Genomic DNA, 12,448 nt, shown 5'->3' with positions numbered 1-12,448 from the left:
CCCCTACATCGAACTGTAAGTCTCGTGGGCTCGGAGATGTGTATAAGATACAGCTCCAGGAACATGGCGTGATCGTCGATCAGCAGGGCACTGGGCGCGGGCGCCGTGCGGCTACCAGATCTTCCACCACGGGCTGCTTTCCTTCTGGAAGCCGCTCTTGACGAAGCTGCTGTCGGGATAGTTCATGCTCAGCACGCGCGAGGCATCGTCCCGCAGGTCGGTCATGCCCATCTTGTCGTAGGCCAGGACCATGATGTAGAGCGCTTCCTCGACCGCGGGGGCGCCCTGGAAGTCGCGTACCGCGGTCTGCGCGCGGTTGACAGCGGCCACGTAGGCGCCGCGTTCGAGATACAGGCGGGCGACGTGGACCTCGTTCATCGCGATGGAGTTGACGAGGTAGTTCAGCCGGAGGCGGGCGTCGGGCGCGTACTTGCTGTCGGGGAAGCGGGCGGCCAGGGCCTTGAATGCGTCGAACGATTCGCGGGCGCCCTTGGGGTCGCGTTCGCTGGGATCCTGCCGCGTCAGGCCGGCCAGGAAGGCGCTGTCCTGGTAGAAGTTGATCAGCCCCTTCAGGTAGAGCATGTAGTCCAGGCTGGGGTGGTTGGGGTGCAGGCGCTCGAAGCGGTCGATGGCGGCCAGGGCCTGGGCGTTGGAGCCGTCCTTCCAGTAGACGTAGGCGATGTCGATCTGCGCCTGCTGGGCAAAAACGCCGAACGGATAGCGCGATTCGAGCTTTTCCAGCAACTTGGCCGCCTGGGTCCAGTTGCCGGTGTCCATCTCGTCCTTGGCCTCCTTGTACAATCTTTCGGCAGTCCAACCCACCGTGGGGTCGGGTTCCTTGCCAGTATTGGCGCAGCCCGCCAGGACGAAAAAGGCCAGCAGGCAGGCCAGGGCCAGGCCCAGCCGCGTGACGAGGCTCTGCCGCCGGGCCGGGGCCGGATGCCCGCAGGCTGCTTGCATTGCCAGGGAATTCAACTGCATGGTGGTGTCCCTCACCAATAGACTATTCGTGATTATATTCGGGCTTCGCGGCCAGGCCCTCCAGAAACATGTCATCTTCGCTGCCGTCCCAAGATATCGAAACCCAGGAAGCCGAACCGCGCTTGCTGGACCTGCCGCCCGGCACCCGGGCCGACCGCCTGGACAAGGTCCTGGCGCAGTTGCTGCCCGAGCATTCCCGCAGCCGCCTGCAAGGCTGGATCGAGCGCGGCGGCGTGCAGGTCAACGGCAAGGAGGCCTCGGTGCGACAGGTCGTCGGGCCGGGTGACCAGCTCACGGTCTGGGAGGAGGCGGCGCCAGAGTCGCTGGCCTTCACGCCCGAAGCCATCGATTTTCCGGTCGTGGCCGACAGCACCGACTGGATCGTGATCGACAAGCCGGTCGGCCTGGTCGTGCACCCGGGGGCGGGCAACTGGCACGGGACGCTGCTCAACGGCCTCCTGCACCGCTATCCGGAGCTGGCCCAGGTGCCGCGTGCCGGCATCGTACACCGATTGGACAAGGATACCTCGGGACTGATGGTGGTGGCGCGCACCATGACGGCGCAGACCTCGCTGGTGCGGCAGTTGCAGGCCCGCACCGTGGGGCGGCGCTATATCGCGTTGGTGTCGGGCCATGTGCGGCGCGGCGGCACCATCGACCGGCCGATCGGCCGCGATCCGCGCGTGCCGGTGCGCATGAGCGTGGAGCGGCCCATCGCCGCCAAGCCGGCCGTCACCCATTTCGAGCCCCTGCGGCTCGGCAGGGCGCCCGGCGGCATGCCGGTGACCGAGGTCGAATGCCGCCTGGAGACCGGCCGCACGCACCAGATACGGGTGCACATGGCCAGTATCGGCCATCCGCTCCTGGCCGATACGCTGTACGGCGGCAAGGCGGTGGAGCCCGCCGCGCGCCAGATGCTGCATGCGGCCAGGCTGCAATTCGACGATCCGGTCAAGGGCGAGCCCCGCGTGTTCCGCGCGCCGGTACCGGACGACATGCAGGCCGTCGTGCGCGTGATCGCCTGGGACGATGGCGAACAGGACGTGGACGACTACCTGGATGAGGAGGACGAGGAATGAATGCCGCCGAGCCGTGCGTGCACGAGGGACCGGACTGGCCCGGGCTGCGCATCGTCGCCACCACCCGTGCCGGTGGCGTCAGCACGGGGCCGTACGCCTCGTTCAACCTGGGTGCCCACGTGGGCGACGCGCCGGAGGCCGTGGCCGCGAACCGCGCGCGCCTGCGCGCGCTGCTGCCGTCCGATCCGCTGTGGCTGGAGCAGGTACACGGTACGCGGGTGGCCGATGCCGATCGCGAAACGGATCCCGCGCCGGCCGACGCCGCCGTCACGCGCGAGCCGGGCAGGGTGCTGGCGATCATGACGGCGGATTGCCTGCCGGTCGTGATCGCGGCCCCCGGCGCCGGTGTCCTGGCCGTGGCCCATGCAGGCTGGCGCGGGCTGGCGGCCGGCGTGCTCGAGAACGCGGTCGCGGCGATGGCGGTAGCGCCGGGCACGGACCTGAGGGCCTGGATAGGACCCGCCATTGGCCCGCAGGCATTCGAGGTGGGCGATGAGGTGCGGGCCGCCTTCGCGCGCGAGGCCGAACCGCCGGCCGGTGCCTTCGTTCCGACGGGCGGCCACGATGCGGCAGGCGCGCCCAAGTGGCTGGCCGACCTGCCGGCGCTGGCCGAGCAGCGGCTGCGCGCCGCGGGCGTGGCCATGGTCCTGCGCAGCCATCTCTGCACGGTGGCCGGCAACGACCGCTTCTACTCCTACCGGAAGGAAGGCGTCACCGGACGCTTCGCGACGCTGGCCTGGCTCGCTTCCTGACCGCCTGGCGCTCGGCGCGACGCAGGATCGCCGTCTCCATCAGGGTTTCTCTTGATCAGGGTTTTCCGGGGTGTCGCGCGCCGCTTCGCGCGCGCGGCGCAGCCGCTTGCGCATGGGCGCGGTGAAGATGTACAGCAGGATCGCGACCGGCAGCAGCCCATAGAACAGCAGGGTCGCGATACCCGCCAGCACCGTGGGCTGCGCCAGGGACATCAGCAGTGTCACGTAAAGCCAGCCGATGGCGACGAGGAAGGAAAAATGCATGGGTGGGCAAGTCTGAAAGAGATATGAAACATCGGCCCTATCGGCCGCTGCGCCGGTGGTTTGCGGGGGCTTCGCGCGATTTGACAGCCGCTGGCGCGCTATGCACTATGGCATCTAGCGTAATCGAATCAGCAAGGTGTTCTAGTGAGTCAGTCCAGGCAGGATTCTACGAACCCCTTGGCGTGGCTGGAAGCATGGCAGCAGATGTTGAATCAGAAGGTCGACATGCCTGGGTCGTCGACACCTTCGAGCCGCATCCTGTCGGGCGGGCACGCCATGGCCCCCGAAAAGCTGCTGGAGATCCAGCAGGAGTTCGCGCAGGAGTGGGCCGATCTTTGGCGGGCCGCCAGCGCCGGCCAGCTCGAGCCGCTGTCCGATCAGCGCTTCGCAGGTGAAGCCTGGGGCGCCAGCCCCGCCCATGCATTCATGGCGCATGCCTACCTGCTGTCGGCGCGCACCATGCTCAAGATGGCCGACAGCGTCGAGGCGCCCGAGCACGTCCTGAACCGGCTGCGCTTTGCCACCATGCAATGGGTCGAGGCCATGTCGCCCTCGAACTTCCTCGCGCTCAATCCCGATGCGCAGCGCCGGCTGCTCGAATCCGGCGGCGAAAGCCTGCAGCAGGGCATCGCCAACCTGATGGCCGATCTGAAGAGGGGGCGCATTTCCCAGACCGACGAAACCTCGTTCGAGGTCGGGCGCAATCTGGCCACCACCGAAGGCGCGGTGGTGTTCGAGAACCGGCTGTTCCAGCTTATCCAGTACCAGCCGCTCGGGCCCCGCAGCTATGCGCGCCCGCTGCTGATCGTGCCGCCCTGCATCAACAAGTTCTACATCCTGGACCTGCAGCCGCACAACTCCTTCGTGCGCTTCGCGCTGGAACAGGGCATGCAGGTCTTCATGGTGTCGTGGCGCAATCCGCTGTCGGCCGACGCCGACGACGTGCAGCATGCCGGCTGGGACGCCTACCTGCAGGAGGGCGTGCTCGAGGCGATCGGCGCGGTCTCGTCGATCTCGCGGCAGCCGCGGATCAATGCGCTGGGATTCTGCGTGGGCGGTACGCTGCTGTCGTCGGCGCTGGCCGTCGCGAAGGCCCGTGGCCAGGACCCCGTGGCCTCGCTCACGCTGCTGACGACGCTGCTGGACTTCGCCGACACCGGCGTGCTCGACGTGTTCATCGACGAAGCCCAGGTGCTGCTGCGCGAACAGCAGTTCGCCGCGGGCGGGGTGCTGGCGGCGCGCGAGCTGGCCACCACCTTCGCCTTCCTGCGCCCCAACGACCTGGTCTGGAACTACGTCGTCAACAACTACCTGAAAGGGCAGGCGCCGTCGGCCTTCGACCTTCTGTACTGGAACGCCGACAGCACCAACCTGCCGGGGCCGTTCTACGCCTGGTACCTGCGCAACACCTATCTCGAGAACAACCTGCGGGTGCCCGGCAAGGTGCGCGCCTGCGGGGTGGGGCTGGACCTGAGCGCGCTCGACATGCCGGCCTATGTGTACGGCTCGCGCGAGGACCACATCGTGCCCTGGACCTCGGCCTACGCCTCGACCTCGCTGCTGCGCGGGCAGATGCGCTTCGTGCTGGGGGCCTCGGGCCATATCGCGGGCGTCATCAATCCGGCCTCGCGCAACCGGCGCAGTTATTGGGTGCGCGAGGACGACAAGCTGCCGGCCGACGCCGCCGCCTGGATGGGCGGGGCGCGCGAAGTGGCGGGCAGCTGGTGGAACGACTGGGCAACCTGGATCAAGGAGCACGGAGGGCGCCAGGGCAAGGCGCCGGGCGCGCTGGGCAGCGCCGAACATCCCGTCATCGAACCCGCACCGGGCAAGTACGTGCGGCTCCGGGCGGTATGACAGGAGACATACGTATTCTGCGGGTCAAGCGGCGGGGGGTTCCGCCGTTTCATAAGGAGGCATCATGAGCGGAAAGATAGCGTACGTGACGGGCGGCATGGGCGGTATAGGCACCGTCATCTGCCAGCGGCTGGCCAAGGCGGGATTCACCGTCATCGCCGGCTGCGGGCCCAATCGCGATTCTCAGCAGTGGCTGAATGAACAATCGGCGCTCGGCTATACGTTCCACGCCTCCGTGGGCAACGTGGCGGACTGGGATTCCACGGTGGCCGCGTTCGCCAAGGTGCGAGAGGAGTTCGGGCCGGTCGACGTGCTGGTCAACAACGCGGGCATCACCCGCGACGGCGTCTTTCGCAAGATGACGCTGGATGACTGGCGCGCGGTCATCGACACCAACCTCAACAGCCTGTTCAACGTCACCAAGCAGGTCATCGGCGACATGACAGAGCGCAAGTGGGGGCGGATCATCAACATCAGTTCGGTCAACGGCCAGAAAGGGCAGTTCGGCCAGACCAACTATTCGACGGCCAAGGCCGGCATCCACGGCTTCACCATGGCGCTGGCGCAGGAAGTGGCGGCCAAGGGCGTGACGGTGAACACGGTCTCGCCCGGCTACATCGGTACCGAGATGGTGCGCGCCATCCGCCCGGATGTGCTGCAGACCATCGTCGATACCATCCCGGTGAAGCGGCTGGGCACGCCGGACGAGATCGGGTCCATCGTGACCTGGCTGGCCTCCGACGACGCGGGATTCTCCACCGGCGCGGACTTTTCGCTGAACGGCGGCTTGCACATGGGGTAAGCCCCCATCCGGCCCGAGGCGTTCGGTGCCGGGTTGGACTAAACTTGGCGGCTGGTGCGGTCGGCGGACCGCACCGGTTTCATACAAATCTAAGTTGGGGGCAAGCATGGCGCAGCAAGCTGGAGCCGGCAACGCATTGCGGTTGATAAAAAAATATCCCAATCGCCGGTTATACGATACGCAGACCAGCACCTACATCACTTTGGCCGATGTCAAGCAACTCGTGCTGGACAACGAAACGTTCGAAGTGGTCGATGCGAAGTCCGGCGAGGACCTGACCCGCAGCATCCTGCTGCAGATCATCCTGGAGGAGGAAACCGCCGGGGCGCCCATGTTCACGTCCACCATGCTGGCCCAGATCATCCGCTTCTACGGCCATGCCATGCAGGGCATCATGGGCTCGTACCTGGAAAAGAACATCCAGGCCTTCATGGAGATCCAGAACAAGCTGGGCGAGCAGTCCAAGGGCCTGTACGGCGGCCAGTTCGGCCCCGAGGCCTGGACGCAGTTCATGAATGTCCAGACGCCGATGATCCAGAGCATGATGAGCAACTACATCGAACAGAGCAAGAATCTGTTCGTGCAGATGCAGGACCAGATGCAGAACCAGACCCGGTCCATGTTCACCACTTTTCCCTTCACTTCTCCTCCCAAGGACGACGAGCGCAAGTAGCGCGGGGGCGGGCCTGCCGTAACCCGGTAAAATGCCCCCATTCCGCTACTTCCGGCCGCGAGTCGCGCTCGCGGTGCGCCCGATGTCCATCCATTCATCCGATTCCCCGATCAACGCCGCCATTCCCCGCGTGGCCTTCGCCAGCCTGGGCTGTCCGAAGGCGGCCTCGGATTCCGAGCAGATCCTGACCCAGCTGCGCGCCGAAGGCTACGAGACCTCCAAGACCTACGAGGACGCGGACCTGGTCATCGTCAATACCTGTGGCTTCATCGACGATGCCGTGAAAGAAAGCCTGGATACCATAGGCGAGGCCTTGCAGGCCAACGGCAAGGTCATCGTGACCGGCTGCCTGGGCGCCAAGAAAGAGTCCGACGGCGAGAGCGTGGTGCAGAAGATGCATCCCAAGGTCCTGGCCGTGACCGGTCCGCACGCGACCCACGAGGTCATGCAGGCGGTGCACCAGTACCTGCCCAAGCCCCACGATCCCTTCAGCGATCTCGTGCCGCCGCAGGGCGTGCGCCTGACGCCCAGGCACTATGCCTACCTGAAGATATCCGAGGGCTGCAATCACCGCTGCAGCTTCTGCATCATCCCGTCCATGCGCGGCGACTTGGTGTCGCGGCCCATCCACGAAGTCATGCGCGAGGCCGAGAACCTCGTGAAGGCAGGCGTCAAGGAGATCCTGGTCATCTCGCAGGACACCAGCGCCTACGGCGTGGACGTGAAGTACCGCACGGGTTTCGTCGACGGCCGCGCGGTGCGCACCCGGATGACCGAGCTGGTGCGCGAGCTGTCCAGGCTGGGCGCCTGGATCCGCCTGCACTACGTGTATCCCTATCCGCACGTGGACGAAGTCCTGCCGCTGATGAATGAGGTCCACGAGAACGGCGGACGCGTGCTGCCGTACCTGGACGTGCCGTTCCAGCACGCCAGCCAGCGCATCCTGAAGCTGATGAAGCGTCCGGCCTCGTCCGAGCGCAACCTCGACCGCATCCGCGCCTGGCGCGCGATCTGTCCGGACCTGACGATACGCAGCACCTTCATCGCCGGCTTCCCGGGCGAGACCGAGGCCGAGTTCGAGGAAATGCTGGATTTCCTGCGCGAGGCCGAACTCGACCGCGTGGGCTGTTTCGCCTATTCGCCGGTGGATGGCGCGGCGGCGAACGAGCTGCCCGATCCGGTGCCCGACGAAGTCCGGCAGGAGCGCCAGGCCCGCTTCATGCAGGTGCAGCAGGCCGTGTCCCGCAAGCGCCTGGCGCGCCGCGTGGGCAAGGTCCTCAAATGCGTGGTGGACGAGGTGGGTCCCGAGGGCGGCATCGCCCGTTCCATGGGCGATGCGCCGGACATCGACGGCAAGGTCTATGTCGCGCCGGTCGACAAACCGTGGAAGCGCTACAAGGTGGGCGACATCATTTCGGTTCGCGTCGCCCGTTCCGACGACCACGATCTATGGGGAACCGTGGCGTAGCGGGCCTCTCTTCCAGCATCGTCCTTCTTGCCGGCGGCGACCCTGCAAGGCGCCGCGCCATTTGCCCGTTTTTGCATCACGGCCCGCAAACCCGCATGGTTGCTGGCGCTGGGAGAATTGTCCGCAGCCTTTCCCCAGGGTTGTTCACAGTGAGTGGGGATAAGTCCCGGGCGAGCGGGGAATGCGGCAAGCGTCGTACCCCGGAAACAGCGTTGCCCATTTTCGCGCCACCACCCGGAAACCCGCATGGAATCTGGATAAAACGGGGTTGTGCCCGCGCTGTCCCCAGGGTTTTCCACATTGGCTGGGGATAAACCGGGTCAGCCCGGCGCCGGTGGACAATCCCCCGGGCGGTCCGGCCAGGCGCCGTCGAGCGCCAGGCGAACTGCCGTGGCGACGACGAGATCCCGGATGCCCCCCACGGCGCTGTGCGACGCGGCGTGGGAAGTCGCCAGCACCACCCGCGCGGCGGTGCGCAGGTCGGACACCGGGATGGCCTGGACGCGGCCGGCCAGCCATTCCTCGATGAAGGACGAGACGATCATGACCGAACTGCCGTTGCCGGCGGCGATCAGCTGTACGGTCTGGGCCATGGAGTCCAGCTCGTGCTTGATCCTGAGCGCGAGTCCCCGCTGCTCGGCCTCGCGCGACAGCATCTGGCGCACGCGGTGGCGCAGCGTGGGCAGCACGAGGTCCATGCCGGCCAGCGCGGGGAAGGGGATCTCGCGGGCGGGCGGCGTGGCGCCACCCGCCGGGGACACGAGATACAGGGGTTCGTCGCGCAGGACGTTGATCAGATGGGGACTGCCGGCCTCGCCCACGGTGAACAGGATGGCCATCTCCAGCCGGCCCTGCTTCAACAGCGTTTCGAGTTCGTCGGTCATCGCCTCGACCACGTGCAGGGTGACGTCGGGTTGGGCCTGCTCGACCGCCTGCAGCAGCGGCACGGTCATCATGCGGCTGATGCTGCTGGGAATGCCGATGCGGACGATGCCGCGGGGCGATTCGGCGTCCTGCCGCAGATCGTGCTCGGCGGCCGCCACCATGTCCAGGATCCGTCGCGCATGGCCAAGCAGCTTGCGGCCTGAAGGCGTGGGCTGCACGCCATGGGCGTCGCGCACGAACAGGCGCGTGCCCAGCGAATCCTCCAGCTTTTGTATCTGCGCGCTGAGCGCGCTCTGCACGACGTGCAGGCGTTCGGCCGCCTGCGAGAAGCTGCCGGTTTCCAGTATGGTGACGAAGTAGCGCAGGCGTCGCAGATCCATGGCGGGCTTGGCCCGGGGCATCGCGGATCCAGATGGGGGCATCTGAAAAAACCGTTATCCGGGCTGGGGAACGGCTGCCATTATAGGTGGCTGTTCCGCCCGTCCCGGTCCCATGTACGCCGCTCCCCCCGATCTGGCCACCGAGGTATTCGCCGCACTGCCGCCATCCCTGCGCCAGTTGCAACCCATGTCGCCCTGGGTGCGCGAGCGGGGGGCCGGTCCCCTGCATTCCTTCCTGGAGGGGCCCGCGTTCGATCACGAGGGCGCACTGTATTGCACCGACCTCGCCCATGGCCGGATCTTCCGTATCGACCCGGCGGGACGGTTTGCGCTGGCCTGCAGCTACGACGGCGAACCCAACGGCCTGAAGCTGCATCGCGACGGCCGCCTGTTCATCGCCGATCGCCGCCACGGCATCATGGCCATGTCGCCGCGGGACAATCGCCCGCGAGCGTTGCTGGCGCCAGAGGAAGCGCGGGGGCTCCACGGCACCAATGACCTCTTGTTCGCCGCCAATGGCGACCTGTATTTCACCGACCAGGGCGACAGCGCGCTGAACCGGCCCACGGGCCGGCTGTGCCGGCTGCGGCACGGCACGGGCAGGGTAGAGACGCTGGTCGACGGCCTGGCGGGCCCCAACGGATTGGCTTTCGCGCCGGGCGAGCGCCTGCTTTACCTGGCCGTGACCCGGGACAACGCCATCTACAGCGTGCCCCTGGATGAGTCTGGGCGGATCGGCAAGGTGGGCCGTTTCATCCAGTTGTCGGGCAGCCCGACGGGGCCCGACGGCCTGGCGACGGACACGCGCGGCAACCTGGCCGTCGTCCATGCGGGCCTGGGCTCGATATGGCTGTTCAGCGCGATGGGCGAGCCGCTGCTGCGCATCCGCTCGTGCGCCGGCCGGCGCACCACGAACCTCGCCTATGGCGGGCCGGACCGGCGCACGCTGTATGTGACCGAGGCGGAACAGGGCGTGATCCTGGCGGCCCGGCTGCCCGAGCCGGGCCTGCCGCTGTATGCACACATGAAGAACGACAACGAGGAGACCTCATGAAACGTACCGTGCTTGCGCTATCCATCATGACCGGCGCACCGGGCGCCGTGCACGCCCAGGACTATCCGTCCCGCCCGATACGCCTGATCGCGCCGTTCGCGGCGGGCAGCACCGTGGACATCCTGGCGCGCGCGCTGGCGCAACCCCTGTCGCAGCAATTGGGCCAGCCCGTGGTGGTCGAGAACAAAGGCGGCGCGGGTGGCAACATCGGCGTGGACATGGTCGCGAAGGCGCCCAGGGACGGCTATACGATAGGGATAGGAACGACCGGGCCGATGACCGTCAATCCGGCGCTGTACGGCTCGAAGATGCCCTTCGACACCCGCAGGGACCTGGCCATGGTGGGCGTGATCGCGAGCAGTCCCAACGTACTGCTGGTCCATCCCTCGGTGCCGGCGCGTAGCCTGCAGGAGCTGGTCGCCTATGCCCGCGCCCATCCCGGCAAGCTGAACTTCGCGTCGTCGGGCGTGGGCAGCACCAATCACCTGGCGGGGGAGTTGTTCAAGTCGCTGGCGCGGGTCGAGATCGTGCATGTGCCCTACAAGGGCAACCAGGACGCGTTGACCGACCTCTTGGCCCAGCGCGTGCAGATCCTGTTCAGCGGCGTGCCGCCCGTGCTTTCCTTCATCAAGTCGGGCCAGTTGCGCGCGCTGGCAGTGGCGGGACCCGAGCCCTCGTCCGCGCTGCCGGGCGTGCCCACGGTAGCCCAGGCCGGACTGCCGGGAGCCGAGGTCGTGGCGTGGTACGGCCTGATCGCCCCCGCGGGCACGCCGCGCCCGGTGATCGAGCGGCTCGACACGGAATTGCGCAAGGCCTTGGCGCAACCCGATGTCCGGGCCCAGTTGGCGTCGGCGGGTGCCGACCCCTCGAACGACGGGCCCGAGGCCTTCTCCCGGCTGGTCGAAGCCGAGCTGCAAAGATGGCAGCGCGTGATCACGAATGCCAACATCAGGATGGAATGAGCATGCAAGCAACCGGTTTGATCGCCGTCTGGCTGCACGTGCCGCCGCACCGCGAGGAAGAATTCCATGCGTGGTACGAGCTGGAGCACATCCCCCAGGTGGTCGGTCTGGAAGGGTTCGTCAGCGGGCGCCGCTATTACTGCGAGCAGGCGTTTCCCAAGTTCCTGGCGCTGTACGAGACGCAGGACGAAAGCGTGGAGGACAGCCCCGGCTTCCAGCATGTGGTCACGCATCCGACGCCCTGGTCGGGCAGGATCTGGACCTTTTTCGGCAAGGACCGCATCCGGCAGAATCTGGTCCGGCTGGCGTGCGTGTCGCATGGCTGCCATGCGGACCCCGGCGCCGTGCTGCTGCGTGCCTTCCGGACATCGCGTCCCCTGGCCGAGGCCGACGGGCAGGAGCAGGGGCGGGCCAGCGCGGACATGCCGGGGTGCACCCGATACCGGCTGTTCCGCCAGGTCCGCGATCCGGACCAGTACCTGGAAATTTTCGATTTCACCGCGCCGGCGCAGGCGACGGGTCCGGCGCTGGAGGCATGCTTCGCCCGGCCGGCGCGGCGCCGTTTCGACGATGGCGCCCAGGCGATCGCGCGGCACGCCTACACGGCCACGGGAACGCCGCTGGTGAAGGCAGCGTTCAGGGGCGAAGGTAGCCCAGGATGACGTCGACCATGTGGGCAAGCCGCTCGTCCAGCGCGGGAGGGGCCATCAGGTCGCGGCCGAATATCTCCGACAGCGTGAACTGGTTGGACAGGTAGAAATAGGCCACGCTGGCGATGGAAATGTAGAGCTGCACCGGGTCGACACCGGTGCGGAACAGGCCCTGAGCCTGGCCGCGCTCGAGAATGTCGGCCAGCCATTGGACGAAGGGCGAGTGCATCTCCCGCACTTGGGACGAGCGTTTCAGGTGGGTGGCCTGGTGCAGGTTCTCGTTGTTGAGCAGGCACAGGAATTCCGGGTTTTCCAGGTAATAGTGCCAGGTGAACTCGACCAGCTTGCGGACCGCGTCGGGCGGGCTCAGCGCTTCGAGGTGCAGTTCCCGTTCGGCCTGGCGGATCGCCGCATAGGCACGCTCCATCACGGCCAGGAACAGGTCGTCCTTGTTGTTGAAGTAGTAGTAGATCAGCCGCTTGTCGACCTTGGCGCGTTCGGCGATGCGGTCCATGCGGGCCCCGCCCAGGCCCAGCGACGCAAACTCGGCGGTCGCGGCCTCCAGGATGATCTGACGCGTGCGCTCGGCGTCGCGGGTGCGGGGCGCCTCCGCCGAGGCCTTGGCTGGGCGTGGTGACATG

Annotated in this window: 13 protein-coding genes; 9 read left to right on the top strand and 4 right to left on the bottom strand. The window is 67.0% G+C overall.

The annotated features are described in order from the left end of the window. Positions 1-111: 111 nt before the first annotated feature. A complete protein-coding gene (locus tag AC1Q6E_RS04080; RefSeq protein ID WP_296558221.1) occupies positions 112-960 on the bottom strand; it encodes an outer membrane protein assembly factor BamD in 849 nt (282 codons plus the stop codon). Between the two features lie 89 nt (positions 961-1,049). Here AC1Q6E_RS04080 and AC1Q6E_RS04075 point away from each other — a divergent pair, with 89 nt between their 5' ends. Both AC1Q6E_RS04075 and pgeF read left to right on the top strand, forming a co-directional pair. Next, positions 1,050-2,060: an RluA family pseudouridine synthase gene (locus tag AC1Q6E_RS04075; protein WP_492572248.1), complete on the top strand. Its 1,011-nt coding sequence runs from the start codon at positions 1,050-1,052 to the stop codon at positions 2,058-2,060. After that, entirely contained in the window at positions 2,057-2,812 is a 756-nt protein-coding gene (gene pgeF, locus AC1Q6E_RS04070; protein WP_152796616.1) for a peptidoglycan editing factor PgeF, read from the top strand. Before AC1Q6E_RS04075 ends, pgeF begins: the two co-directional genes overlap by 4 nt. Before the next feature lie 39 nt (positions 2,813-2,851). On the opposite strand, the gene AC1Q6E_RS04065 is transcribed toward pgeF, so the two are convergent. Next, complete coding sequence (locus tag AC1Q6E_RS04065; RefSeq protein WP_130358701.1) at positions 2,852-3,076, bottom strand: hypothetical protein; 225 nt, start codon at positions 3,074-3,076, stop codon at positions 2,852-2,854. 225 nt (positions 3,077-3,301) lie between these two features. On the opposite strand from AC1Q6E_RS04065, the gene phaC reads away from it, so the two are divergent. The 4 genes from phaC (at position 3,302) to rimO (ending at position 7,876) form a co-directional block, all read left to right on the top strand. Next, the gene (phaC, locus tag AC1Q6E_RS04060; protein ID WP_492572247.1) at positions 3,302-4,933 is read left to right on the top strand and encodes a class I poly(R)-hydroxyalkanoic acid synthase; all 1,632 of its coding nucleotides are present in this window, start codon (positions 3,302-3,304) and stop codon (positions 4,931-4,933) included. Between the two features lie 64 nt (positions 4,934-4,997). Continuing rightward, complete coding sequence (gene phbB / locus AC1Q6E_RS04055; RefSeq protein WP_152796612.1) at positions 4,998-5,735, top strand: acetoacetyl-CoA reductase; 738 nt, start codon at positions 4,998-5,000, stop codon at positions 5,733-5,735. Positions 5,736-5,841: 106 nt separating this feature from the next. Next, the gene (gene phaR / locus AC1Q6E_RS04050) at positions 5,842-6,408 is read left to right on the top strand and encodes a polyhydroxyalkanoate synthesis repressor PhaR (protein WP_152796610.1); all 567 of its coding nucleotides are present in this window, start codon (positions 5,842-5,844) and stop codon (positions 6,406-6,408) included. An 82-nt stretch (positions 6,409-6,490) separates the two neighbouring features. Continuing rightward, on the top strand, positions 6,491-7,876 hold the full coding sequence (rimO, locus tag AC1Q6E_RS04045; protein ID WP_152796608.1) for a 30S ribosomal protein S12 methylthiotransferase RimO: 1,386 nt from the start codon (positions 6,491-6,493) through the stop codon (positions 7,874-7,876). A 320-nt stretch (positions 7,877-8,196) separates the two neighbouring features. Here rimO and AC1Q6E_RS04040 read toward each other — a convergent pair whose 3' ends face one another. Beyond that, positions 8,197-9,141 (bottom strand): LysR family transcriptional regulator, encoded by a 945-nt coding sequence (locus tag AC1Q6E_RS04040; protein WP_492572246.1) that lies wholly within the window; start codon positions 9,139-9,141, stop codon positions 8,197-8,199. Positions 9,142-9,253: 112 nt separating this feature from the next. On the opposite strand from AC1Q6E_RS04040, the gene AC1Q6E_RS04035 reads away from it, so the two are divergent. Genes AC1Q6E_RS04035 through AC1Q6E_RS04025 form a run of 3 tightly spaced genes read left to right on the top strand, consistent with a single transcriptional unit; the run spans position 9,254 to position 11,819 of the window. Then, positions 9,254-10,195, top strand: a complete 942-nt coding sequence (locus tag AC1Q6E_RS04035) for an SMP-30/gluconolactonase/LRE family protein (RefSeq protein WP_492572245.1) — start codon at positions 9,254-9,256, stop codon at positions 10,193-10,195. After that, positions 10,192-11,157, top strand: coding sequence for a Bug family tripartite tricarboxylate transporter substrate binding protein (locus tag AC1Q6E_RS04030; protein ID WP_492572244.1), 966 nt, complete (start codon positions 10,192-10,194; stop codon positions 11,155-11,157). The genes AC1Q6E_RS04035 and AC1Q6E_RS04030 overlap by 4 nt, the downstream gene beginning before the upstream one ends. Positions 11,158-11,159: 2 nt before the next feature. Then, the gene (locus AC1Q6E_RS04025) at positions 11,160-11,819 is read left to right on the top strand and encodes a hypothetical protein (RefSeq protein ID WP_492572243.1); all 660 of its coding nucleotides are present in this window, start codon (positions 11,160-11,162) and stop codon (positions 11,817-11,819) included. Here AC1Q6E_RS04025 and AC1Q6E_RS04020 read toward each other — a convergent pair. After that, on the bottom strand, positions 11,794-12,447 hold the full coding sequence (locus tag AC1Q6E_RS04020; protein ID WP_152796597.1) for a TetR/AcrR family transcriptional regulator: 654 nt from the start codon (positions 12,445-12,447) through the stop codon (positions 11,794-11,796). The two genes, AC1Q6E_RS04025 and AC1Q6E_RS04020, sit on opposite strands and share 26 nt — an antisense overlap. Position 12,448 lies beyond the last annotated feature (1 nt).

The organism is Pigmentiphaga sp. MLSB6-MA01, from assembly GCF_058793475.1.
Note: the sequence above shows the minus strand (reverse complement) of the source record. Positions and strands in the feature narration are given on the sequence as shown.

Bases quoted from the DNA above. Each gene is read 5' to 3' on its own strand.
- AC1Q6E_RS04075 (WP_492572248.1), top strand. From the start codon at position 1,050: ATGTCATCTTCGCTGCCGTCCCAAGATATCGAAACCCAGGAAGCCGAA.
- AC1Q6E_RS04080 (WP_296558221.1), bottom strand. From the start codon at position 960: ATGCAAGCAGCCTGCGGGCATCCGGCCCCGGCCCGGCGGCAGAGCCTC.
- rimO (WP_152796608.1), top strand. From the start codon at position 6,491: ATGTCCATCCATTCATCCGATTCCCCGATCAACGCCGCCATTCCCCGC.
- AC1Q6E_RS04035 (WP_492572245.1), top strand. From the start codon at position 9,254: ATGTACGCCGCTCCCCCCGATCTGGCCACCGAGGTATTCGCCGCACTG.
- AC1Q6E_RS04030 (WP_492572244.1), top strand. From the start codon at position 10,192: ATGAAACGTACCGTGCTTGCGCTATCCATCATGACCGGCGCACCGGGC.
- AC1Q6E_RS04025 (WP_492572243.1), top strand. From the start codon at position 11,160: ATGCAAGCAACCGGTTTGATCGCCGTCTGGCTGCACGTGCCGCCGCAC.
- phaC (WP_492572247.1), top strand. From the start codon at position 3,302: ATGCCTGGGTCGTCGACACCTTCGAGCCGCATCCTGTCGGGCGGGCAC.
- phbB (WP_152796612.1), top strand. From the start codon at position 4,998: ATGAGCGGAAAGATAGCGTACGTGACGGGCGGCATGGGCGGTATAGGC.
- pgeF (WP_152796616.1), top strand. From the start codon at position 2,057: ATGAATGCCGCCGAGCCGTGCGTGCACGAGGGACCGGACTGGCCCGGG.
- AC1Q6E_RS04065 (WP_130358701.1), bottom strand. From the start codon at position 3,076: ATGCATTTTTCCTTCCTCGTCGCCATCGGCTGGCTTTACGTGACACTG.
- phaR (WP_152796610.1), top strand. From the start codon at position 5,842: ATGGCGCAGCAAGCTGGAGCCGGCAACGCATTGCGGTTGATAAAAAAA.
- AC1Q6E_RS04020 (WP_152796597.1), bottom strand. From the start codon at position 12,447: ATGTCACCACGCCCAGCCAAGGCCTCGGCGGAGGCGCCCCGCACCCGC.
- AC1Q6E_RS04040 (WP_492572246.1), bottom strand. From the start codon at position 9,141: ATGGATCTGCGACGCCTGCGCTACTTCGTCACCATACTGGAAACCGGC.